Below are 23,989 nucleotides of genomic sequence, written 5' to 3' on the forward strand. Positions count from 1 at the left end.
TTTTCTAAAACTAATCTTACGCATTCTAATTTAAATGCATAATCGTACTTGACTTTTCTTTCCATAAAAATACCCCCAAATAGTGTCTAACTTTTTGGGGGCAGTGCATTTTGAACCCTTTTTTTATTTTTTATTAATCTATTTTGTCAAGTTTTCCTTTTCTGTTTTTGGTATAAACAACACTTCGCAAACCAATTTGGTCAAGGTCACTTAATACATTTAAAGCTTCATCGATATAAATGTCTTTTCCTAAATCTTCATGCCAACGGCTTCTTTTTTCTTTCAGAACTGGATCTGATTTAAATAAAGCCAACTCGTTTGGTAAAGAAGTAAAAGTTAGGTTGTTTTTATAATCTGATAGCGATTTAAATTTTTTCAATTTTAAATCCACTAATTCCATTTTTTCTTTGAACTTGTCAATACTTAAATTGTAGGTATTGTCATCTTTTCTTTCAAAAATCCACTTTGCATTTTCATCAATTAATTTGAAATATTGGTTATCAGCAATTCTTTTATTACTGTTTGCGATAATAGATTCAAATCCAGAAAAGATTGGGTTGTAATCTGCCGCATCAATTTTATCCCATTGTAAAGCATTTTTTTCGTCACGTTCACCCATATCTAAATAAGCAAATCGATCTGGAAGTACAATGTCACTTAAAACACCTTCTCTTTGAGTAGAACCTCCATTAATTCTATAGAATTTTTGAGTAGTAGTTTTCAATGCTCCTAAATCTCCAAAAGAATTACTTCTAACAAATTGATTTAAATCGATTATGTTTTGAACGGTTCCTTTTCCATAAGTGTGTTTACTACCAATGATAATTCCTCTTTTGTAATCTTGAATTGCAGCTGCAAAAATTTCAGAAGCAGAAGCAGAAAAATTATCAACCATAACTACTAGAGGGCCTGTCCATTGAACTGCTGGATCTTTGTCGGAAAGAATATCTTTTTTTCTATCGGAAGACTTTACCTGTACAACAGGACCTTGTTCAATAAACAATCCCGTCATGTTAACTACAGTTTCTAATGATCCACCACCGTTACCTCTTAAGTCCATTACAATTCCTTGAACATTTTGTTCTTTTAGGCGTTCTATTTCTATAGCAACATCTTTAAAGGCATCTCGGTTGTCTTTGTTGTCAAAACTAATATAGAATTTAGGCAAGTAAATCACTCCGTACTTCATTCCATTCTTTTCAACAACTGAAGATTTGGCAAAAGTTTCTTCCGTTTCAACTTCATCTCTAATAATTGAAATTACTTCAATAGAACCATCTACTTTTTTAACAGTAAGACGCACTTCTGTTCCTTTAGCACCTTTGATTTTTTTAACCACATCATCAAGACGCATACCTGCAATATCAAGAGGCTCTTCTTTGCCTTGCGCTACTTTAAGAATGATATCACCAGCCTCTAATTCTTTAGAACGCCAAGCAGGCCCACCTGAAATTAACTCAGAAACTTCAACTACATTGTCTTTCTTTTGTAAACGAGCTCCAATTCCTTCAAATTTTCCACTCATGCTAATGTCGAATTTATCTTTTTCTTCAGGAGAAAAATAAAAAGTATGAGGGTCAAATTGTTCTACAACAGAATTGATAAAAATAGAATACCAGTCATTACTGTCTAGTTCATTTTCTACAAAATCAAAATATTCATTTAAAGATTTTAATGAGCTTTCACGTGCTTCTTTTTCAATTTCTTCAAATTTCTTTTCTTTGTAGTTAGGATCTTTTTCTTTTTTATTGTGTTCTAATTTTTGTTTGTCAGTAATAGTAGATAACAAAGACAATTTTAATTGCTTACGCCATCTTTCTTTTAAATCTTTATCATTTTTAGCATAGGATTGATTTTCATAATCTGTATCAATAAATTCTTCAGTTGAAAAATCAAAGGGTTTTGCTAATAACGTTTTGTAAATAGATTTTGATTCTGAAATTCTTTTCAAAAGACGAGCATTTGTTAAATAAAAGAAAGAAAGGTCTTTCGTTTTAATCATGTCGTCTATTACTTGCTTGTATTGATCAAATTCTTTAATATCTGAAGCTAAAAAGAATCTTTTTGTAGGATCGATTCCAGTGATATATTTATCATACACTTCTCTTGAAAAAGAGTCATTAATCTCAACAGGGCTGTAATGTCCCTTTTCAAGCACGTAGGTCAATAGTTCCAAGAGCAGTTTGTCTTTCTCGGGATCTTCTGTTTTCTTAGTAGGTATAAAACTCCATAAAACTGCGGATAAGGCAGTTATCAACAAAATAACCTTATAATTTCTTCTCATAAAATCAACAATTTGGGTCATCAATAAAAATTTCTACTAATGTACATAAAAAATCATGCCATTACATCGCAATTTAACACATTTTTTTCACTTTAACTAAATTTTTTAAATTTAAGTGGGTTGATATTTGGTTCCATTTAAATTATTTATTTTAGCAAAAAATTAAACATGAAAAAACCCCTTATTTTAGTGACCAATGATGATAGTATTGTAGCACCTGGAATCCGTTTTCTAATAAGTGTTATGAAAGAGATTGGAGAGGTTATTGTGGTAGCTCCAGATAGTCCTCAAAGTGCTATGGGTCATGCGATTACTATCAATAACACTTTGCATTTAGACAAGGTTAATTTAGATGCTGAAATTGAGCATGAATACAGTTGTTCTGGTACTCCTGTGGATTGTGTAAAAATGGCAGTTCATGAAATTTTAAAGCGCAAACCAGATTTGTGTGTTTCTGGGGTAAATCATGGTTCCAATTCTTCCATTAATGTAATTTATTCTGGAACGATGAGTGCTGCTGTTGAGGCAGGAATAGAAGGAATTCCGGCAATAGGCTTTTCACATTTAGATTATAGTTGGAATACTAATTTTGAGCCTTTGAGATCGTATGTAAAATCTATTGTTTCGGCTGTTTTAAAAAATGGTTTGCCTGAGGGAGTTGTTTTAAATGTTAACTTTCCTAAAGTGGATGCGAGTGAAATACAGGGTGTTAAAATATGTCGTCAAGCGAAAGCGATGTGGGTGGAAGAATTTGACAAAAGAACCAATCCTCAAGGAAAAGAATATTTTTGGTTAACTGGTGAATTTGTAAACAAAGATTTGGGAGAAGATACAGATGAATGGGCGTTAAGACAAAACTATATTTCGGTAGTGCCTGTGCAGTTTGATTTAACCGCTCATCATGCAATAAGTACTTTAAACTCATGGAAATTATGACATCAAAAAAAGACATTTTATTAGGTTTGTTCATAGGACTTTTAGGAGCTCTTATCGGAACATTTTTTGCCCTTCAGTTTTTTACAAAACAAGGGTTTGTAGAAGGTTTTAGAATCATGAGACAGGCTGGAATGATTGGCAAAGTTATTGCATTAGGAAGTGTACCTAACCTGGTTTTGTTTTTTATTTTATTGAAAAAAAATAAAGATTTTATAGCTAGAGGTATAATTTTAGCAATGTTTCTTTTAGTAATAATAACCTTATTTTTATAATATGAAAAAAAGAATAGTAGTACTCTTGTTTTTATTTTTTGGTTCTACTTTGATGGCACAAAAGATCAATCAGGATCCTGTAGTCACTAAAATTATTCTAGTGCGTCATGCTGAAAAAATGCTAGACGGCTCTAAAGATCCTGAACTAACAGTTGAAGGAAAACAACGAGCAGAACGACTTCGTTTTTTATTATCTGACATCGATGTTAATCAAATTTTTTCGTCACCATACATACGAACAAAAAAAACTGTTGCACCAGTTGCAGCAAGTAAAAGCATTACTGTTGAAATGTACAATCCAAAAGACCCCAATTTTTCTACTTATTTATGGTCGAAAGTAAAAGGGGAAACCGCAATAGTAGTAGGACATTCAAATAGTATTCCAGTCTTGGTAAATCAATTAATTGGAAAAGATAAATTTAAAGAGTTAACAGAAGATGTTTATAGTAAAATATGGATATTAACCTATTCTGATGAACATTTAGTTGACTGTAGTTTGTACAATTTTTAAGGTGCAATTCTATAAATTGATAAAATAATATATTATTAATTCGATGTAAATGAAATATTATATAATTGCTGGTGAGGCTTCTGGAGATTTGCATGGCTCTAATCTTATGAAAGCTATTTATAAAGAAGACCCCAATGCGAGTATTCGGTTTTGGGGAGGCGATTTAATGCAAAATGCAGGAGGAACTCTTGTAAAGCATTATCGAGATTTGGCATTTATGGGATTTTTAGAAGTGGTTTTAAATTTAAAAACCATTTTGAATAATATTAAATTTTGTAAATCTGATATCCAAGCTTTTCAACCCGATGTTATAATTTTCATTGACTATCCTGGGTTTAATATGCGTATTGCTACTTGGGCAAAAGAAAGAAATATTCCGACGCATTATTATATCTCTCCTCAAATTTGGGCTTGGAAAGAAAATAGAATTAAAGCAATTAAGAGAGATGTAGATTATATGTATGTTATTTTACCTTTCGAAAAAGATTTCTATGAAGAAAAACATCATTTTCTTGTGTCATTTGTGGGCCATCCGTTAATTGATGCCATTAATAATAGGAAAAAAGTGGATCGAGCGACTTTTATACTTGAAAATAAATTAACTGAGAAGCCTATTATAGCGCTTTTACCAGGAAGTAGAAAACAAGAAATTACTAAAATGCTTTCAGGCATGTTGTCAATTGTGAAGGATTTCCAGGATTACCAATTTGTTATTGCTGGAGCGCCAAGTCAAGATTTTTCATTTTATGAGCCTTTTCTGAAAAAAGAGAACGTACATTTTATTTCAAATAGAACCTATGATTTATTAGAAGTTGCTCAAGCTGCTTTGGTTACTTCTGGGACGGCTACTCTAGAAACGGCATTGTTTAAAGTGCCTGAAGTAGTATGTTATAAGGGGAGTTGGGTTTCGTATCAAATTGCCAAACGGATTATTACTTTGAAATATATCTCATTGGTAAACTTAATTATGGATAAAGAAGTAGTGAAAGAGTTAATTCAAGACGACTTTAATTCGCGCCAACTTAAAACGGAATTAAATAAAATTTTGCAGGGAACTGAGAGAGCCAAAATGATTGAAAATTATAACATTTTAGAAGAAAAATTAGGTGGCGTAGGAGCAAGTGAAAAAACAGCTCACTTAATTGTATCTTCTATAAAAAAATAATATTTATTTTAGCAAAAAAATACATTTTGAAAAGAATTACTTATTTATTATTTCTCGCTATTACTATCGTAAGTTGTAAAACCCAATCTAACATCATCACTTCTAAAGAAGAAGCTGTTGAAAAGGGGGTTTATTCATATACTAAAGAAAAGAAAGTAACTAATAGAGTAGCTGCAAATACTTCTTATGATTCGGAAACTACTAATGAATATGATAAGACAACTTATGTTAGAGTATCTAAAAGTGAAAATGCAATAGCCAATCAAATAGTAGACGATGCACTTCGAAATTTAGGAGTATCTTATAAAACTGGAGGAACCACTAGAATGGGAATGGACTGTTCCGGTTTGGTTTTTAGTACTTTTGGGAATTATGATATAAAACTACCTCGAACATCGATAGATATGGCAAAAGAAGGGGAGATGATGAGTACAAAAGAGGCACAGCCTGGCGATTTAATTTTTTTTAAAACCAATGGAAAGTCGGTTATAAATCATGTAGGAATCATTGTTGAAGTTCTACCAAACGAAATTAAATTTATTCATTCGTCTACACAAAAAGGAGTAATTGTTTCTTCTACATCTGATGCCTATTACGGGAAGACATTTGCACAAATAAATAGAGTTTTAGAATACTAATTTCTATTTAAAATTCCAATATGAAGTTTTTTAAGTTTCCCATAATAACCCTTACAGCTTCATTTATACTTGGGATAGTCTTTAATTCTTTTTTTGAACCCAATATAAGCTATCTTAACCTAGCGATTAGTGTTGCTTTTTTAATAAGTAGTGTAACTTATTTAAGAGCTAAGAAAAAATGGTTTCAGGATGTTTATTTTGGAATTGCAGTCTATTTTTTATTTTTTTGCTTGGGAAGTGAAGCCCATTATTGGCATACTGATAGCCATTACAAAAACCATTATTCACATTTTCTGGTAAACACTAATGATACTGCTGTGAAAGGAACTATTGTTTCCGTTTTAAAACCAAGTGAAAACTTTTGTAAATATATTGTTTCGTTGTCCCAATTTAATAATACAAACTGTTTTGGTAAAATTTTAGTTTACAGTGAAAAGGGCGATGCGAATTTAAAATCAGGTCAGGAAATTATAATATTAGGAAAATTACTTCCCACTTTTAAAGCTACAAATCCGTATCAATTTGATTATAGTGAATATCTGCAAAAATTGAATATTTCTCATCAAATATTTTGCAGAAAAGGAAGCATTATTACTACTAGAATCCATAAAAATGCGAATTATTATATACAAAATGTAAGAGAAAAACTAATCGCTTCTTTTGATGAACACCAATTTGATAGGAAAACGAAAAGTGTTTTAGAAGCCCTATTATTTGGGCAACGTCATGTAATTGATGAAGAAACAATAGCGAATTATACTAAGACAGGTGTTATACACATTTTAGCAATTTCTGGTTTGCATATAGGGATATTGTATTTCTTTTTTTCATTGCTTTTAAAACCACTTGAAAAGAGCAAATATGGAAGTATTCTACGACTGTTTTTAATTTTAGGTCTTTTGTGGCTTTTTGCTTTATTAACTGGATTGCCAGCATCTGTAACTAGAGCAGTAACGCTTTTTAGTTTTGTTAGTTTAGGTACTTTTTATAATCGGCAAAATCATGTTTTTAATGCGGTAGCAGTTTCTGCTTTACTTTTGCTGCTTTTTAATCCTAATTATATATTTGATATTGGTTTTCAATTAAGTTATGCAGCAGTTATATCTATTTTACTGTTCCAACCCTTTTATGAAAAATGCTATTTTACAAAACATAAAATAGGTGTTTATTTTATAGATATTGTTCTAGTTTCTTTAGCGGCTCAAATTGGAGTGCTGCCTTTAACATTATATTATTTTCATCAATTGCCATTACTTTTTTTGTTGGCAAATATAGTTGTAATTCCTTTAGCTAGTTTGGTTTTGATTCTTGGCAGTCTCACTTTATTGTTTAATTTTATTTTTAAACCCATAGCGTTTTTACTAGGCACTATGATCTCTTTTTTAATTAGTACTATGAATCAATTTATAGCAGTTATAGCAACTTTTGATAGTGGTGTTATAAAAAATATTTCTTTTACTAGCGAAATGGTAATATTGTCTTATTTGATTATTCTTTTCTTTATATATTGGTGTTATAAATTAAAATGGTTTGCCTTTTGAAACACGGCTATTGCGTTGTTACTATTTCAAATTGGCATAATTTATATTGAATGGACAAAACAAAGTACAGATGAATTGATAGTTTTTAATAGTAAAAAAACACTTTTAAGCGCTAAAAAAGGAAATCAAGTTCAGTTTTTTAGTCATGATTCGGTTTTCAATGAAGAAACTATAAAGAATTATAAAAGAGGATTGCATACAAATCGTTATCAAATAAATGCACTGCAAAATGTAATGAGTTATCATAATAATCGAATTTTAATTGTGGATCAAATGGGCGTTTTTGAGTTCAATTTAAAAGCAGATTATGTGGTGCTTATCCAAAATCCAAAAATAAATTTAGTGCGCTTGATAGAAATGGTTCAGCCAAAAGAAATAATTGCTGATAATAGTAATTCTTTTTATTTGGTGGACCAATGGAAAACAACGTGTAGACAAAAAAATATCCCTTTTCATGCAACAGCTGAAAAGGGATATTATAGATTGAAATAATTTTTATTTATTGGCTACAATTTTTGAAGCGCCATCTAACCATTTTGTTGGTCCGCCAGCTACATAGCCAGTACTTCCTAAGCCTTTTAAGTTCATTTTTCCTTCGTCTGTTTTTTCAGGAGATACAAACCATATAGTAGGATATCCTCTTACTTGAAACATGTTTTGCATTTGATAATTCTGAGCTTTTATAGTTTCGTCTTGTGGTGTTCTTCTTGGGAAATCCAATTCTACAAGAACTACGTTTTCTTTCGCCCATTTTTCAAATTCAGGTGTTTGTAAAACTTCCTTTTGTAAACGAATGCACCAACCACACCAGTCAGAACCCGTGAAAAACAGTAACATTGGTTTTTTTTCCTTGATAGATAATTCTGAAGCTTTAGCCATATCGGTATGCCAAGTTAATTCTTGTGCATTTGCAGTAAAGCTAAATAGGATTACTATTAGTAATAAAGCTATTTTTTTCATTTTGATATTTTTATACAAATTTAGACAAAAAAGATGCCAAAAAATGTTGGTTATCTTACACCGTGCATTAATTTTTTCATGACTGGAGACAGAACTACCATTATTACACCAGCTGTAATTGGAACAATAGTAAATATTAAAAAGAAAGTTGATAGACTGTATTTTTCAGTTATTTCCTCAATCATTCCACCCATCGAACCAGCTAATTTGTTACCCATTCCTATGAATAGATAATAGACTCCAAACATAATTCCAATCCATGTTGCAGGAACTAGTTTACTAACATAAGAAAGTCCTACAGGGGATATACATAACTCTCCTAAAGTGTGAAATAAATAGGCAGCGATTAACCAAAACATACTAACTCTTACTACTTCTTCACCAGATACAATATCGATACTTCCATATGCTAAAAAACCAAAACCTAACCCTAGTAATGTTAACCCGAGCCCAAATTTCATTGGTCCTGATAAATTATATTTACTTTCCCACCACTTTGAAAATACTGGAGCAAAACAAACAATAAATAAGGAATTTAAAATACCAAACCATGTTGCAGGAACCTCAGTCCCAGTTGCAGAAAATTCTCTTCCAACTTTCCAAAGTACAATTCCCCATATAATAATAAAACTCAAAGAAAGAATAATATTTCCTATTGCATATTTTTTGAAGGTTTGTTTGAAAAGTTTTATTAAAACATAAGTTATAATTATTAGAGGAATAATTGTTAAAACAGCGTCTACTATTTTAAATGTTGAAGCCGCATTTCCAAATAATTCTCTTTGAGTAAATTTTTCTGCAAAAATGGTCATTGATCCTCCAGCTTGTTCAAAAGCAGCCCAAAAGAAAACAGTGAAAATAGAAAATATTACAACAGCAATAATTCGATCTCTAATTACATTTGCCGGAGTTGATTCTTGAGCGGCTTTTTCTTGAGCTAATTTTTTCGATTCTGCTGTAGGTTTTAAACCAATTTCACCAAAAATATTTTGAGTAAAATAGAATTGCAACATTCCTAAAAGCATAAAAATTCCAGCAAGTCCAAACCCCCAACTCCAAGATATTTTTTCTCCAATATAACCACATAGCATAATTCCAAGAAATGCACCTGCATTTACTCCCATGTAATATAAAGAATAAGCACCATCTTTTTTCTCAGGATGATTTGCATAAGCATTTGAAATTATCGATGTCATATTAGGTTTGAAGAGACCATTACCTATTATCAAACAACCAATTCCAATATATAAAAACATTGGGGTTTCAACAGCCATTGATGCATGACCTAAAGTCATTGCTAAAGCTCCTAAAACCACTGCCCATCTGTATCCTAAATATTTATCAGCTAAAAATCCACCTACAACAGGAGTGAAATATACTGACATAGTATAGGTACCATAAAGAGCTAAAGCATCTTCTACACTCCATTCCCATCCTCCTTTTGCAAAAGAAGAGGTTAAAAAGAGTACTAATAATGCACGCATTCCATAATAAGAAAAGCGTTCCCACATTTCTGTAAAGAATAATACAAAAAGGCCTGCTGGATGCCCTAGGACATTGTTTTTAAAAAATTGATCGGTTGAATTTTGACTCATAAGTTATAATTGTAAGTTAGATTTAATTTATTACTTTTTAATGTATTCCTTTCATAAGTTTTTTAAGTAATGGAACCAGTAGTAGTAAAATTACTGCGCAGCCTAAAACTACATATACACCCCATTGAAGATAAACATCTACATAAGGATTTATTTGTTCTGCCATTGAAGCATTTTCCGCAACTTCCCCAACACTTATTAATTTTCCAATTTCTGTGGCTACTTTATTACCTACAGAATAAGATAAAAACCAAACTCCCATTGTAAAACCTACTATATGAGATGGTGATAATTTTGTTATCATTGACAATCCCACTGGTGATAAACATAGCTCTCCCAAAGTATGAAAAAGATACATAAATATAATTACCCAAATAACAATTTTATCACCTGATGCCATTGCTGATTTTGCTCCCAATACAATAATTAAAAATCCCATAGCTAAAAGAACCAAAGAATAAACGAATTTTAATGGTGTGCTAGGTTCCATTTTTAGCTTATTTAGTTTCATCCAAAACCAAGCAAAAATGGGTGCGAAAATTACAATAAACAATGCATTTAAAGCTTGAAATTGCGATGCGGGAATTTCTGAACTACCGATAAATCTATCAACAAATCTATCAGTAATTAGTGTTAATGAACCTCCAGCTTGCTCAAATAAAGCCCAAAACATGGCATGGAATATAAATAATATTAAAACGACGAGTAGTCTAGATCCGTTTTCGTATTGTGTACTAAGATAAATTAAATAAACTAAAACAACAATCGTAATTCCTGTTAAACCAAATTTAAATACATTATCATAACTGAATAAAATTGCCCATAAAGGCACTGCAATGAAGCTTAGTAGTATTATTAATTTATTTGCACTCAAACCTGCAAAAACACTTTGAGTGTCAAATTTATCATCAGGAACAAGTCCTTTTCCTTCAAAATGTTTAAGGTTTTTCCAAAAAACAATCAATCCAATAAACATGCCTATACCTGCTAAACCAAAACCCCAATGCCATCCAACACTTTCTCCTAAATACCCACATGTAAGAGCTGATAAAAATGCTCCTACATTAATGCCCATATAAAAAATATTGTAAGCTGGGTCTTTTCTTGGGTCATCTTGTTCATAAAATTTACCTAAGAAACTTGAAATATTTGGTTTAAAATAACCAGTACCTACTACTATGAATGAAAGTGCAATAAAGAAGAAAAATTCATTAGTTTCTGCTACCAAACCTTGAGCAGCTAGCACAATATGACCGATGCTAATTAAAATTCCACCTAATAAAATAGATTTTCTAAAGCCTAAAAATTTATCTGCCATCATTCCTCCAATAATAGGCCCAAGATAGATAGAAGCAGTATATGTTCCATAAATTGCAAGAGATTTTACATCTGCCTCACCACTAGCTATTTGTTGGAAAACAACTTTAACCATATACAAGGTAAGTAAAGCTCTCATTCCATAATAGGAAAAACGTTCCCACATTTCTGCAAAAAAGCAAACAAAGAGTGCTCTTGGATGTATTTTAATATTTGCTTTGATTACCATAGGTATCCATATCAAGCAAAAAATCCATCCAAAAATTATTAGTCCTAATGAAAAATCCATATGTAAAAAATTAAAGATTATGAAGGCTAGTCAACGCCTCTTTTATAAATTGTTTATGATAAAATTTGTCATTTTGGTATACAATTGAAGTCGGGTTTTACCACCATAAATCCCATGGTTTTTATCTGGATAAATGGCCCAGTCAAACTGTTTGTTGGCTTGTACTAAAGCTTCAATCATTTTCATTGTATTTTGAACATGTACATTGTCATCTGCTGTACCATGTACAAGTAAATAGTTTCCTTTTAATTTGTTTACATGATTGATAGGTGAATTGTCATCATAACCACTCGCGTTTTCTTGTGGCGTTTGCATGTATCTTTCCGTGTAAATAGAATCATAATATCTCCAACTTGTTACAGGAGCAACTGCGATAGCTGTTTTGAATACATCATTCCCTTTTAGAATACAATTGCTACTCATAAAACCGCCATAACTCCAACCCCAAATTCCAATTCTGGAAGCATCTACATATTCGTATTTGGCAATCACTTTTGCGGCATTAATTTGATCTTCTACTTCGTATTTTCCTAATTCTTTATAGGTGCATTTTTTAAATTCAGCACCCTTAAAACCCGTTCCTCTTCCGTCTACACAAATTACAATATATCCTTTTTGAGCCAGCATATAGTACCAATAATCATTACTAGAATTCCATTGGTTTGCTACTTGCTGAGATCCTGGACCAGAATATTGGTACATTAATACAGGATATTTTTTAGAAGCATCAAAATCTTTTGGCTTAATAGACCAAGCATTTAATGTGTGTCCTTTTTCTGTAGTTAAAGTAAAAAACGTTTTAGGAGCAATATTATATTGAGCTACTTTACTTTCTAAGGCTTCATTGGATTGAATTACTTTTAATTCTTTACCTGTTTTAGAGTCATTTAAAGTGTACAAAGGAGCGTGAGTAGCACTAGAATAGGTGTTGATGAAAAGTTGGAAATTAGGACTGAACGTAGCATCGTTTGTTCCTGTTTTAGACGTTAGTCTGTTTTTCTTTTTTCCTGAAATATGTATCGAATAGATATCTCTATTTATTGAACCGTTTTCTACCGATTGAAAATAGATTGTTTTATTTTTTTCATCAAAACCATAATAGGCAGTTACTTCCCAATTTCCTTTGGTAACTTGATTTAATAATTTTCCATTTTTATCATAATGATAAATGTGGTTGTATCCATCTTTTTCGGATGTCCAAATAAAGCTATTGTCACTTAAAAAAGTTAAATTATCTGTTATATCGATATAAGCCTTATCTTTTTCATTAAGAACGATGTTTGTTTTTCCAGAAGAAGCATCAATAAAATGTAAATCTAAATTGTTTTGATGGCGATTCATAACTTGAGCACTCAAAATGTTAGCTTCATTAGTCCATTGGATTCTTGGAATATAAAAATCGGTATAATTTCCTAAGTTAATTTTTGAACTTGTATTGGTTTTTAAGTCATAAACATGTAGAGAAACCGTAGCATTTTTTTCGCCAGCTTTCGGATATTTAAAAACATATTGTGAAGGGTAAAGTCCTTCGTTGTATAAATCCATAGAGAATTCAGGAACTTCTGATTCGTCAAAACGGATATACGCTATTTTATCACCTGTTTTGTTCCAATCAAAGGCTTTTACAAATGCAAATTCTTCTTCATAAACCCAATCTGTAATTCCATTTATGATTTTATTTTTTTGACCATCTTGCGTAATCTGTAAGTTGGTTTTAGAAGTAGTGTCATAAACATATAGATTGTTCTCAAAAGCATAGGCTATTTTAGAACCATCTGAGGAAAAAGTAGGCTCTTGAATGGCATTATTGGTGAACTTATATAGCGATTTTGTTTTCGTATCATAAACAAAATAATCTGCTGTAAAAGAGTGTCGAAAAATTGGAGATGAATGCGTTGCTAATAAAATCTTAGTTTCTGATTGATCGAATGCATAATTGTCGATACTTTCTAATTCAGGAAAATCTTTAGTGTTAATTAAAGTGGTTACTTTTTCTAAAGTTTCAAAATCATATAAATCAATTTGCATACTTCGAGAAGCTCGGTCAAAATCTAATACCGTATACTGGTTGGTGTTTTTAAGAGCATGTAATTCATCCATGCCTTTTGTTCTGAAAGCTCCAGTCCAAATTTCTTCTAATGTTATTTTTTGTTGCGCAACTATTGAATACGAAGCGATTAATAAAATAAGCAACGTGATTTTCTTACTTGTCATATCGTTTTAATTATTAAAAAACCCCCAATAATAGGGATTTTTTATCAAATAACCATCAAATTTAACTTATTTTGCTAAAGATGTAATTTTTTTGTATTTTTACGAGCTTAACTACCTGCTATTTACTGAATATGATTAAACTTTACCATTTAATTTTATTTTCATTTTTCTTCCTGATAAGTCATCAAAACTATAGTCAGCAATATAATTTTGAAGTTATTAATCAGGAAAAGGGGTTTCCATCTTCTTCAGTAAATAAAATTTTTAAAAGTAGTAATGGGCTACTTTGGTATGGTTCTAATGGAACTGGTTTAATTCGTTACGACGGGAATAGTTTCATTAACTACAATAAATATCAGGATATTGAGAATTTTTTTATTACTGATATCGCAGAGCATAAAGGAGAATTACTTTTACTTACTAAATACAGAGGTTTATTAGTTTTTAACGGTCAGCAATTTACCAAAATTATTGACTATAAGAAGATAAATGACACAGTAGATGTGATTCAAAAAATTGTCAAAATTGATACAACTGTATATGGAGTAAGTAAAAAAAGAATTTATTCTATTGAAAAAAATAACAAAATACTTCCTTTACTTAGTATTGAAGGTAAAGCCATAAACACTATAAATGGAGTTACAAACTTAGATAATAATAGCTTATTGATTGCCACAGACAAAGGACTGTATCAATACACAAACAATACGTTTACTTTACTTGATTTTGCCGATAAAAATATATGCATTACTCAAAATAAAAAAACCTTTCATTATGTAGGAGATGATCAAGGTCAGGTATACATTTTACACTTCAATAAAGAAAAATATATCTATAATCGATTAATTACCACTGTAAAAGATTATAAAGGAACTTCCTTAAATATTAATAACATTTATAAAACCGATTCTGGGAATATTTGGGTTTCAGGAAGAGGATTTGAAGGAGTAGGGGTTATTTATAAAAGTGGGAATTATGTTATTATTGATACTAGAAATGGGTTTCCGCATACAGAAATAAATGATATTTATGTAGAAAATAGTAGCTTGTCTTTAGCTTCTATAAGTTTAGGAGTAATTCAGTTTAGTAATCAAACTTTTGTTAAATACAGTGATATTCCAGAGCTCAATACCAAATCCATTTTTTCCATTTCAGAATATAAAAACAATCTTTTTGTATTTAGCAGAGATTATGGGTTAAATAGTTTTCATAGAAAAGATTTTTTTAACTTAGAGTTTGATCAAAAATTGCCTTTAGATAAACGGGTGTCTTGTATGATTCCTTACGAAAATCAATTGCTTATTGGTTCTGAAAAAGGCTTATATGCGTATAGAAAAGACTCGCTAAAGAATGTTTTTCCATCAATTTCTGTAAACACTTTAAAGAAAGATACTCAGAACCGACTTTGGGTAGGGACATTGGGTGATGGATTACTTATTTTAGATGCTAAGTTTCAAGTAAAAGCTCGTTTTTTTAAAAACAGTAAAGTACAAAATGTTTATAATATTGAACAAGTTGAAGAAAACAGATGGTTAGTTGCGACTGGATTAGGTCTTTATACTTTAGAAAATAAAGACGGTCAATTTGTAGTTACCAAAAAGATTTTGGACAAGTTACTTTTTTTAAGTGCTCGAGACAAATACAATACCATTTGGTATGCTGGAGAAAGTAAAATATATTCTGTAAACAAAGAATATAAAATTAAATCATTTGGTACAAATGAAGGTCTTTCCTCTACTTTGATTTATACTTTTACAGGAATCAAAGATAATATTTTAGTGGGTTCTAATTTAGGATTGGAACGCATCACTTCTAGCAAAGACGGAGGGATTGTAAATATAGAAAGTTTGAATTCTAGTAATATGTTTGATGGAATTGAAACGAATACTAAAGCTGATTTTGTAGATGAAGAAGGAAATATTTATTTGGGAACCGTAAAAGGACTATACAAATACTATTATAAAAATCAGAAACAGCATAATTCCGAGAAATCGGCGCCCATTTTCATTACAAAGTTATTAGTGAACAATCAGGATTACGACGTTGAGTCGAAAAGCAACAAGTATTTCAATGTACCTGATGAAAATCATAGTTTCAATCATGCAGAAAATTCCATCACATTTCATATTGGCCAAATAAATAATTCCTTAGCAGAAAATAATTATTATTCCTATAAACTGAAAGGGCTTAATGATTTTTGGACAAAACCTACTAAAAATAAAGATATAAATTATTATAATTTACCACCTGGAAATTATAGATTTTATGTTAAAGAAGTAGATACTTTAGGAAATGATTTAGGAAATATTACCTATTATTCCTTTATTATCGAAACCCCTTTTTATACTACTTGGTGGTTTATTTTGTTAATCTGCTCCTTGACAATTTTTGCCTTTAATTATTTAGTTCGCGATTCTTCTAAATACAATAAAGATTTTGTCAAGAATATTTCTGAAAATGAACTTCAATACGATTTAAAAAATTATTTTTTATATTTTGGTATCATTATTATAACCACTCAAATTGCATATTTTGTATTTGAAATTTATAATGAGAATGAGGTAATAACAAAAATTATTTTAGGATTTTGTGCCATTTTCCTTTACCTGTTTTCTTATATTCAAAAAATAAAAAAGAATTTGGAGTGGATTTTTAGATTCTTTTTTATAATTATCACCTTAGTTGTATTAAATAATTTAAGCTACTCTGAAATAAATTTTGTCAATTTTTCTGAATTTTTATTACTGTTATTTTTCTCATATAATGTTTTTAAAAAGTTCAGAAATTATATTATTTACACTATTATTATTATCTCTTTAGTAGTTTGTTTTTTAATTTTAGAAAATGAAAATAAAGGGATTTATATTCAGTTGGTTAGTGCTTCTTTTATAATTACAATTATCAATTTTTATAGAAGAATTAATTTTTTAAATACACATGATAAATTAGTTTTTACCAATAATATAATCAATCAGTCCAACTCTATTACTATTGCTTGTAATAAATATGGGAGTGTGGCTTTTTGTAGCGACTCTATTGTAGGGATTTTAGGATATGCACCTGATGAAGTGCTAGGTTATAATTTTTGGAATTTAACAGAAGATAAAGAATTTGAGAAAATTGATTATAATCTTAAATATCAGCCCAATGCCATACATATTAGAAAATTAAAAACCCGATCAGGTGAATATAAATTTATACAATGGAGCGATTTTAAATATTCGGATGATTTATTTATAGCAACAGGTCACGACATTACACAAAAAATTATTGCTGAAAATGAATACCAAGCGTTAATTCAAAATGCACCTGATATTATTTATGATATAAGTAAAAATGGTATCATCACCTTAATTAACGATGCTACTTTACGTATTTTAGGATATCGCAAAGAAGAAATTGTTGGAACCCACTTTACCAATTTCTTATCACCAGAAGAGAAAGAAAAATCATTGCGATATTATGTTCCAGAAAACGATGAGCAAAATGATTTTGAAGCCTATGTTTTACCCGTTATTGCTAAATCAGGAAAAATAGTTTGGTTTTCACAAAAAGTAAGGATTAAAAGAGATCATGATAATAATTTAATTGGTTTTTCTTGTGTAATGCGAGACATTACGAGTACCAAGAAACTGGAGGAGCAAATTATCTACAAGAATAATATTTTAACACATCTATCAAAGTACACCAATAAATTAATTCAAAAAGATGACTTGGATAAAATTTTTGATAGAACATTAGGTGATTTTACAAAAGCGATTCATTCCGATCGCGTTTGCTATTATGAATATGATCCTGTTGAAAAAGTAGTCAATCAAAAATTTGAATGGTTTGCCAATGATAATCAATTGAATATTAATAATCCTCATTTTCAAGGTTTAAAAGAAGTAAATTATCCGAAAATATTTGAAAGATTATTTCAAAATAAATCCTATCAAATTATTACAGATCAAGTAGAAGATCTAGTACATAAAAAAAGATTACAAGATAGGGGAATCCTTTCTGCATTATTAATTCCTGTATTTCATATCGATAAACTGATTGGTTATATTGGATTTGATAATTTTAAAACCGTTAGAGTTTGGGATAAAGAAGAAATTATTATTTTGGAAACTTTAGCTAATAATTTAGCAACTTCTATTATAAGAATTAAAAATAAAAAAGACCTGCAAGAAAGTGAAGAAAAATTCAAACTTTTGGCAAATAACATTCCAGGTGGCGTTTATTTGGTAAAGTTTGATGAAAAACGAACGAAAGTCTTTTTGAACGACGAATTTGAAAAACTAACGGGTTATTCTAAAGAAGATTTCTTTTCAGAAAAAGTGAAATTGCATGAACTATATCATCCAGAAGATAGAGAAAAAGCCATTGTAGAAATTGGAAAAGCGATTGAAGAAAAAAAATCGTTCTTAGTAACGAGTAGATTAGTTAAAAAAGATGGAAATATCATTTGGATAGAAGAGCACGGTGAAGCAGTAACAGTAAATGGTGTTGTGGAATATTTAGAAGGTGTTTTAATTGATATAACCGAAAGAAAGAAAGCAGAAGAAGCTATTTTGGCAAGAGAATTAGCAGAAACTTCAAATAAAGCGAAATCGGAATTCTTGGCCAATATGAGTCACGAAATTAGGACTCCATTAAACGGAATTATAGGTTTTAGTAAATTGTTATTGAATACAAGTATTTCAGAAGTTCAAAAACAATATTTGCAAACGGTAAATCAATCCGCAGAATCTTTACTCGATGTTGTGAATGATATTCTTGATTTATCGAAAATTGAGGCGGGTAAATTAACCTTAGAAAATAGTAAAACAAATCTGCATGGTATCATAAACCAATCTGTTGATATGGTGAAATTTACCGCACACCAAAAAAACATCGAATTGATTGTAAATGTCCAAGAAGATATTGAATGTACAATTTGGACCGATGAGGTGCGACTGAAACAAATTCTACAAAATTTATTGAGTAATGCGGTAAAATTTACATTAAAAGGACAAATAGAACTCAATATAAGTGCTGTTAAAGTAGACAAACAACGTTCTAAAATACAGTTTGAAGTAAAAGATACTGGTATTGGTATAAAACCAGAAAATAAAGGCAAAATATTAGAAGCTTTTTCTCAAGAAGACAGTTCTACTACCAGAAATTTTGGAGGAACAGGATTAGGATTATCCATTACCAATAGTTTATTGAAATTGATGGATAGTCAGTTAGAAATATCCAGTGAAGTTAAAAAAGGAAGTTGTTTTAGTTTTGAAATCGTCTTAAAAACGGAAACTTGTGAAAACAAAAATATATTACTCAACAATAAGTTTAGAAAAGCAATTGTTGTAGAAGATAATCCTTTGGTTTGTGAAGTCATTGAAAGAATGTTCCGCTCACTCGAATTACCTTGTCTAACCCTTTCTTCCAAAGAAAACTTGGTTTCTGAAATTAAAGAAGCTACAGCATATGACTTAATTCTTATTGATTATGAATTCCTAAATAGAAAAATTACCCAAGAAATAATCGAATTAGTGAGTCAAAATCAGGAAAGACATTTAATCATTATGCAAAACTCTACGTCCGATTTTATTTCAAACAAAGATTTTGTGAATGTTCACAATATTATTAAACCTTTGAAAATCAATGTGCTTCAAAATTATTTAAATAAGATTAATAATCCTTTTGTTGGAGATGAAATTACTCCTTCCGATTTGGTTGAAGTCAATAAAAACAAGATTAATATTCTAATTGTTGAAGATAATAAAGTCAATATGTTGTTGACAAAAACATTGGTCACTAGAGCTTTTCCAAATGCAGTTATATCAGAAGCTTCAAACGGTCTTCAAGCTGTAGAAGTATTTAAAAATGCAAAACCAGAAATTATATTAATGGACATTCAAATGCCTGTAATGAATGGTTATGAAGCCACAGAATTAATTCGTAAAGTAGATAAAGATGTGGTAATTATCGCTTTAACAGCCGGAGTTATTACGGGTGAAAAAGAAAAATGTTTGGACATTGGTATGAATGATTTCATCCTAAAACCTATCGACAAAGAATATTTTGAAAAAACCGTAATAAAATGGATAAAAACGGTACATAAAATTTCCGTTTAGTATCTTTGTAGGCATTAAAAGAAGAGATCGTTTATGACGCAACATATAAAAGGTTTTTCTAAACTTACCAAAGAAGAAAAAATAGACTGGATTGCAAATGCTTATTTTGTAAATCCTACAGAAGCCAAACAAATTGTTACTCAATATTGGAATTCTAATGAAACGCTACAAAAGCTTCACGACGAATTTATTGAAAACACTATTACCAATTTCTATTTGCCTTATGGGGTAGCTCCTAATTTTAATATCAATGGGAAAAGCTATACCGTTCCTATGGCTATTGAAGAAAGTTCGGTTGTGGCAGCGGCTTCTAAAGCAGCCAAATTTTGGGGTGAAAGAGGTGGTTTTAAAGCAACCGTAATCAATACCGAAAAAATAGGACAAGTGCATTTCTTGTTCCAAGGAGCATTTGAAAAATTAGAAACTTTTTTCAATACGATTAAACCTCAATTCTTTGCGGATACCCAAAACGCAACCAAAAACATGCAAAAACGTGGTGGTGGTATTTTGGATATCCAATTAAAAAACAAAACCCACGAATTACCAAACTACTATCAATTGCATGCTACTTTTAATACAAAAGATAGTATGGGTGCCAATTTCATTAACACTTGCTTAGAACAATTTGCTAAAACACTAGAAAACGAAGCCCACGATTACGAAGCATTTACCGAAACTGAAAAAAACATTCAGGTAATCATGAGTATTTTAAGTAATTATGTGCCCAATTGTGTGGTACGAGCTGAGGTTTCTTGTCCGGTTGACCAAATGAGTGAAGATGCCAACATCAACCCTCGTGAATTTGCTGAAAAGTTTGTGACAGCAGTCAATATTGCTGAAATAGAACCTTACCGAGCGGTAACGCACAACAAAGGCATCATGAACGGAATCGATGCGGTGGTGTTAGCTACAGGAAATGATTTTAGAGCGGTGGAAGCAGGAGTGCATGCTTACGCAAGTCAGTCTGGGCAATATCGCAGTTTGTCTCATGCCAAAATTGAAAACGATATTTTTACCTTTTGGATTGAAGTACCTTTGGCTTTAGGAACCATTGGCGGACTCACGAGTTTACATCCTTTGGTAAAATTTTCATTGCAAATGTTAGGCAATCCAAGTGCAGAAGAACTTATGCAAATTGTAGCGGTAACGGGTCTGGCGCAAAATTTTGCTGCCGTTCGTTCGTTAACCACTACAGGTATTCAGCAAGGTCATATGAAAATGCATATTAATAACATTTTAAATCAACACCAAGCGACTAAAGAAGAAAAAATAAAAGTATTGGATTACTTCAAAAACACCACTATTTCCCATAGCTTAGTGGTGGATTATTTAGAAAATTTACGCCAATAATTTTTGGAGCTATTTCCTGCTGTACGCTATATCTTTTTTATTTTGTCACCTCGAGCGCAGTCGAGAAGCCAAAATAAAAAAGGATGCCGCTTCCATCAGGGCTAAAAACACAATCATGCAAGAAAAAATATTTTACAGTAACGGAAAACTACTCCTTACAGGAGAATATGTGGTTCTAGATGGAGCAAAAGCTTTGGCTGTACCTACTCAATTCGGACAAAATTTAGTTGTAAATGTAGGTAGCAACAAAGAAATACATTGGACAAGTTACGATTCTGACGGTACGATTTGGTTTCAAGATACACTTACTTTTGAAGCCATTCAAACCAAAGACCTTCAAGAATCCTATTCCAAAATTAAAAATACCTTACTAGAAATTCTACATCAAGCTTTTCTTCAAAACCCAAGCTTTATCTTGGAAAGTGAAGGTTACACGATTACGACTCATCTTACTTTTCCCCGACTTTGGGGTTTGGGAACGTCTTCAACTTTAATAAACAATATTGGCTTTTGGCTAGAAATCGATGCTTTCGAATTATTACAAAAAAGCTTTGGTGGTAGTGGTTACGACGTGGCTTGCGCTCAAAATGGCGAACCTATATTGTACACTATTGACAATGGCAAGCCTACTGTTGAGGTAGTTGCCTTCAATCCGCCTTTTAAAGAAAACATTCACTTTGTTTATTTGAATAAAAAGCAAAGTAGTAAATCGGCGATTTCTAATTATATCAATAAGCAACATCGCGTAGACAAAGTAATTGCAAAAATCAATGCCATTACACAAGAAGCCTTAACGGTTCAAGAAGGTCGCGATTTTGCTTTACTTATGGAAAAACATCAAGCCATTATGAGCGATGTGTTAGAAACCGAAACGGTAAAAGAACAACTCTTCCCCGATTTTAAAGGTGTGGTTAAAAGTTTAGGAGCTTGGGGAGGCGATTTTGTAATGGTACTCTCTAAAAACGACCCAACGGATTATTTTGTAGCCAAAGGGTATCCAACCATTCTGAGTTACGAAGACATGGTTTTGGGATAAAAACTATTTTTTAGATTTCTTTTCAGGGTTTTTGTATGTGCAAAAAACAGCATAAACAATAACGTTTTTATTTTCTATCTCATAAATGATGACATAAGGAAAGTCTTTAATAAATGCTTCTCTGAATGGTTTTCTTTTTATTTGATAATGTTTAGGATGAAGTTGCACCCTTTCCAAATAATTTTCTAAAGTAGTTAAAAACCGTTCTCCTAAACCTAACTTATTTTCTTCATAATAGTGATAGGCATCTTCAATATCGAAATAAGCTTCTTCTTTAATGATTAAATGATACTTCATTTAAGAGCCTAATTTTTTTCTAACTTCTTCCCAAGAGTAGGATTTGCTTTCTCCAACTAAATGCTTGTTTCTTCGAGCTTCGATAATTTGATAATCTTGTTCGGTAAGTTGGTCTTGCTCTTCTTCTAAAATGGCTTTTATTTTTTTTAAAACCGATTCTTTTTTAGTGTGTAAAAGCATTTCAATCAATTCCATTTTTGCTAATTGCATATCCATAATAACACTGTTTTAGTAGTATTCAAATATAGCTATTTTGTTTCATATTTTAGAAGATTCAATTTTAGAATTATTACGTTAAAAACAATTATTTACCAAAAGAAATTAATATTTTTGAGTAAACAAGTGTAAAATGAGAATAGAAACCGACCTAAAATTAGGCTTTAAAGACGTAATGATTCGTCCTAAAAGATCTACTTTAAGCAGTAGAGCACAAGTAGATTTGCAACGCAATTTTAAATTTTTGCACGGTTCGTATGTGTGGAGCGGTGTGCCTATTATGGCTGCGAATATGGATACGGTGGGTACGTTTGAAATGGCTTTGGCTTTAGCAAAACACCATATTTTTACAGCGATTCATAAACATTATGCTTTAGACGATTGGGCGCAATTTCTCAACAAAATCTCAGATGATTTGTATTCCTATATTGCAGTCAGTACAGGGACAGGAAAAGAAGACGCAAAAAAGGTACAAGCCATTTTTGAACGTTTCCCAAAACTGAAATTCATTTGTATTGATGTGGCCAATGGCTATTCCGAGCACTTTGTAAAATTTGTCAAACAAACCCGAAAACAGTTTCCAGATAAAGTCATTATTGCAGGGAATGTATTAACAGGTGAAATGGTAGAAGAACTTTTATTAGCCGGTGCCGATATTATTAAAGTTGGAATAGGACCCGGTTCGGTATGTACTACAAGAGTAAAAACAGGAGTAGGCTATCCACAATTATCTGCTATTATAGAATGTGCCGATGCCGCTCATGGTTTAGGCGGACAAATTATTAGCGATGGCGGCTGTGCCATTCCAGGTAATGTAGCCAAAGCATTTGGTGCAGGTGCCGATTTTGTGATGCTCGGCGGGATGCTTGCCGGTCATGAAGAGAGTGGAGGAGAAGTGATTGAAATAAAAGGAGAAAAGTACAAACAATTTTATGGCATGAGTTCGGAAACCGCTATGAAAAAGCATGTAGGTGGTGTGGCCAATTATAGAGCCAGCGAAGGGAAAACGGTAAAAGTACCTTTTAGAGGTAAAGTAGAAGATACCATACAAGACATTTTAGGAGGTTTACGAAGCACCTTTACTTATGTAGGTGCTGCTAAACTCAAAGAACTCACCAAACGCACGACATTTATACGTGTAGCTGAACAAGAGAATAGAGTGTATACTTCATGATTAAATAAAAAAACCTATCCAAAAAGCAAAATCTTGTCAAGCTGAACTTGTTTCAGCTTCTTTTGTTTCCATTTACCACATGAATAAATT

18 protein-coding genes are annotated in these 23,989 nt (G+C 31.2%); 11 read left to right on the forward strand and 7 right to left on the reverse strand.

The genetic code is table 11. The features are described from left to right. Positions 1–133: 133 nt before the first annotated feature. Positions 134–2,305: a carboxy terminal-processing peptidase gene (locus tag FHG05_RS16195; RefSeq protein WP_140999155.1), complete on the reverse strand. Its 2,172-nt coding sequence runs from the start codon at positions 2,303–2,305 to the stop codon at positions 134–136. A 147-nt stretch (positions 2,306–2,452) separates the two neighbouring features. On the opposite strand from FHG05_RS16195, the gene surE reads away from it, so the two are divergent. The 7 genes from surE to FHG05_RS16230 are packed head-to-tail and all read left to right on the forward strand — an operon-like array spanning position 2,453 to position 7,839. Next, the gene (surE, locus tag FHG05_RS16200; RefSeq protein ID WP_140999156.1) at positions 2,453–3,220 is read left to right on the forward strand and encodes a 5'/3'-nucleotidase SurE; all 768 of its coding nucleotides are present in this window, start codon (positions 2,453–2,455) and stop codon (positions 3,218–3,220) included. Continuing rightward, complete coding sequence (locus tag FHG05_RS16205; RefSeq protein WP_140999157.1) at positions 3,217–3,492, forward strand: hypothetical protein; 276 nt, start codon at positions 3,217–3,219, stop codon at positions 3,490–3,492. The genes surE and FHG05_RS16205 overlap by 4 nt, the downstream gene beginning before the upstream one ends. A 1-nt stretch (position 3,493) precedes the next feature. Then, positions 3,494–4,003: a SixA phosphatase family protein gene (locus FHG05_RS16210; protein WP_140999158.1), complete on the forward strand. Its 510-nt coding sequence runs from the start codon at positions 3,494–3,496 to the stop codon at positions 4,001–4,003. Between the two features lie 49 nt (positions 4,004–4,052). Then, positions 4,053–5,168 carry a lipid-A-disaccharide synthase gene (gene lpxB, locus FHG05_RS16215; protein WP_140999159.1) on the forward strand — a complete coding sequence of 372 codons (1,116 nt, stop codon included), beginning with the start codon at positions 4,053–4,055 and terminating at the stop codon, positions 5,166–5,168. 26 nt (positions 5,169–5,194) lie between these two features. Then, the gene (locus tag FHG05_RS16220; protein WP_140999160.1) at positions 5,195–5,806 is read left to right on the forward strand and encodes a C40 family peptidase; all 612 of its coding nucleotides are present in this window, start codon (positions 5,195–5,197) and stop codon (positions 5,804–5,806) included. Between the two features lie 20 nt (positions 5,807–5,826). Beyond that, entirely contained in the window at positions 5,827–7,347 is a 1,521-nt protein-coding gene (locus FHG05_RS16225; protein WP_140999161.1) for a ComEC/Rec2 family competence protein, read from the forward strand. Positions 7,348–7,362: 15 nt separating this feature from the next. After that, positions 7,363–7,839, forward strand: coding sequence for a hypothetical protein (locus tag FHG05_RS16230; protein ID WP_140999162.1), 477 nt, complete (start codon positions 7,363–7,365; stop codon positions 7,837–7,839). Positions 7,840–7,842: 3 nt separating this feature from the next. Here FHG05_RS16230 and FHG05_RS16235 read toward each other — a convergent pair whose 3' ends face one another. The 4 genes from FHG05_RS16235 to FHG05_RS16250 are packed head-to-tail and all read right to left on the reverse strand — an operon-like array spanning position 7,843 to position 13,722. Beyond that, a complete protein-coding gene (locus FHG05_RS16235; protein ID WP_140999163.1) occupies positions 7,843–8,307 on the reverse strand; it encodes a thioredoxin family protein in 465 nt (154 codons plus the stop codon). Positions 8,308–8,357: 50 nt separating this feature from the next. Continuing rightward, positions 8,358–9,902, reverse strand: coding sequence for a peptide MFS transporter (locus tag FHG05_RS16240; protein ID WP_140999164.1), 1,545 nt, complete (start codon positions 9,900–9,902; stop codon positions 8,358–8,360). A 37-nt stretch (positions 9,903–9,939) separates the two neighbouring features. Next, entirely contained in the window at positions 9,940–11,508 is a 1,569-nt protein-coding gene (locus FHG05_RS16245; RefSeq protein ID WP_140999165.1) for a peptide MFS transporter, read from the reverse strand. Positions 11,509–11,550: 42 nt separating this feature from the next. Then, positions 11,551–13,722, reverse strand: coding sequence for a S9 family peptidase (locus FHG05_RS16250; RefSeq protein WP_140999166.1), 2,172 nt, complete (start codon positions 13,720–13,722; stop codon positions 11,551–11,553). Between the two features lie 131 nt (positions 13,723–13,853). Between FHG05_RS16250 and FHG05_RS16255 the strand changes: the two genes are divergently transcribed. The 3 genes from FHG05_RS16255 to FHG05_RS16265 all read left to right on the forward strand — a co-directional run bounded on the left by FHG05_RS16255 (position 13,854) and on the right by FHG05_RS16265 (position 22,212). Next, positions 13,854–19,826: a PAS domain S-box protein gene (locus FHG05_RS16255; protein WP_140999167.1), complete on the forward strand. Its 5,973-nt coding sequence runs from the start codon at positions 13,854–13,856 to the stop codon at positions 19,824–19,826. Between the two features lie 33 nt (positions 19,827–19,859). Then, entirely contained in the window at positions 19,860–21,176 is a 1,317-nt protein-coding gene (locus tag FHG05_RS16260) for a hydroxymethylglutaryl-CoA reductase, degradative (RefSeq protein WP_140999168.1), read from the forward strand. A 115-nt stretch (positions 21,177–21,291) separates the two neighbouring features. Beyond that, the gene (locus tag FHG05_RS16265; protein WP_140999169.1) at positions 21,292–22,212 is read left to right on the forward strand and encodes a GYDIA family GHMP kinase; all 921 of its coding nucleotides are present in this window, start codon (positions 21,292–21,294) and stop codon (positions 22,210–22,212) included. A 3-nt stretch (positions 22,213–22,215) separates the two neighbouring features. Here FHG05_RS16265 and FHG05_RS16270 read toward each other — a convergent pair whose 3' ends face one another. Together FHG05_RS16270 and FHG05_RS16275 are read right to left on the reverse strand one after the other, a co-directional pair. Next, positions 22,216–22,509 carry a type II toxin-antitoxin system RelE/ParE family toxin gene (locus FHG05_RS16270; protein ID WP_140999170.1) on the reverse strand — a complete coding sequence of 98 codons (294 nt, stop codon included), beginning with the start codon at positions 22,507–22,509 and terminating at the stop codon, positions 22,216–22,218. Continuing rightward, the gene (locus tag FHG05_RS16275) at positions 22,510–22,725 is read right to left on the reverse strand and encodes a hypothetical protein (RefSeq protein WP_140999171.1); all 216 of its coding nucleotides are present in this window, start codon (positions 22,723–22,725) and stop codon (positions 22,510–22,512) included. A 133-nt stretch (positions 22,726–22,858) separates the two neighbouring features. Between FHG05_RS16275 and FHG05_RS16280 the strand changes: the two genes are divergently transcribed. Beyond that, positions 22,859–23,899, forward strand: a complete 1,041-nt coding sequence (locus tag FHG05_RS16280) for a GMP reductase (RefSeq protein WP_140999172.1) — start codon at positions 22,859–22,861, stop codon at positions 23,897–23,899. Positions 23,900–23,989 lie beyond the last annotated feature (90 nt).

Source organism: Flavobacterium profundi (assembly GCF_006491645.1).
GTDB classification, from domain to species: Bacteria; Bacteroidota; Bacteroidia; order Flavobacteriales; family Flavobacteriaceae; genus Flavobacterium; species Flavobacterium profundi.

Excerpts from the sequence above, each read along its gene's own strand:
- FHG05_RS16195 (WP_140999155.1), bottom strand. The coding sequence starts at position 2,305 with ATGACCCAAATTGTTGATTTTATGAGAAGAAATTATAAGGTTATTTTG.
- surE (WP_140999156.1), top strand. The coding sequence starts at position 2,453 with ATGAAAAAACCCCTTATTTTAGTGACCAATGATGATAGTATTGTAGCA.
- FHG05_RS16205 (WP_140999157.1), top strand. The coding sequence starts at position 3,217 with ATGACATCAAAAAAAGACATTTTATTAGGTTTGTTCATAGGACTTTTA.
- FHG05_RS16210 (WP_140999158.1), top strand. The coding sequence starts at position 3,494 with ATGAAAAAAAGAATAGTAGTACTCTTGTTTTTATTTTTTGGTTCTACT.
- lpxB (WP_140999159.1), top strand. The coding sequence starts at position 4,053 with ATGAAATATTATATAATTGCTGGTGAGGCTTCTGGAGATTTGCATGGC.
- FHG05_RS16225 (WP_140999161.1), top strand. The coding sequence starts at position 5,827 with ATGAAGTTTTTTAAGTTTCCCATAATAACCCTTACAGCTTCATTTATA.
- FHG05_RS16235 (WP_140999163.1), bottom strand. The coding sequence starts at position 8,307 with ATGAAAAAAATAGCTTTATTACTAATAGTAATCCTATTTAGCTTTACT.
- FHG05_RS16240 (WP_140999164.1), bottom strand. The coding sequence starts at position 9,902 with ATGAGTCAAAATTCAACCGATCAATTTTTTAAAAACAATGTCCTAGGG.
- FHG05_RS16245 (WP_140999165.1), bottom strand. The coding sequence starts at position 11,508 with ATGGATTTTTCATTAGGACTAATAATTTTTGGATGGATTTTTTGCTTG.
- FHG05_RS16250 (WP_140999166.1), bottom strand. The coding sequence starts at position 13,722 with ATGACAAGTAAGAAAATCACGTTGCTTATTTTATTAATCGCTTCGTAT.
- FHG05_RS16255 (WP_140999167.1), top strand. The coding sequence starts at position 13,854 with ATGATTAAACTTTACCATTTAATTTTATTTTCATTTTTCTTCCTGATA.
- FHG05_RS16260 (WP_140999168.1), top strand. The coding sequence starts at position 19,860 with ATGACGCAACATATAAAAGGTTTTTCTAAACTTACCAAAGAAGAAAAA.
- FHG05_RS16265 (WP_140999169.1), top strand. The coding sequence starts at position 21,292 with ATGCAAGAAAAAATATTTTACAGTAACGGAAAACTACTCCTTACAGGA.
- FHG05_RS16270 (WP_140999170.1), bottom strand. The coding sequence starts at position 22,509 with ATGAAGTATCATTTAATCATTAAAGAAGAAGCTTATTTCGATATTGAA.
- FHG05_RS16275 (WP_140999171.1), bottom strand. The coding sequence starts at position 22,725 with ATGGATATGCAATTAGCAAAAATGGAATTGATTGAAATGCTTTTACAC.
- FHG05_RS16280 (WP_140999172.1), top strand. The coding sequence starts at position 22,859 with ATGAGAATAGAAACCGACCTAAAATTAGGCTTTAAAGACGTAATGATT.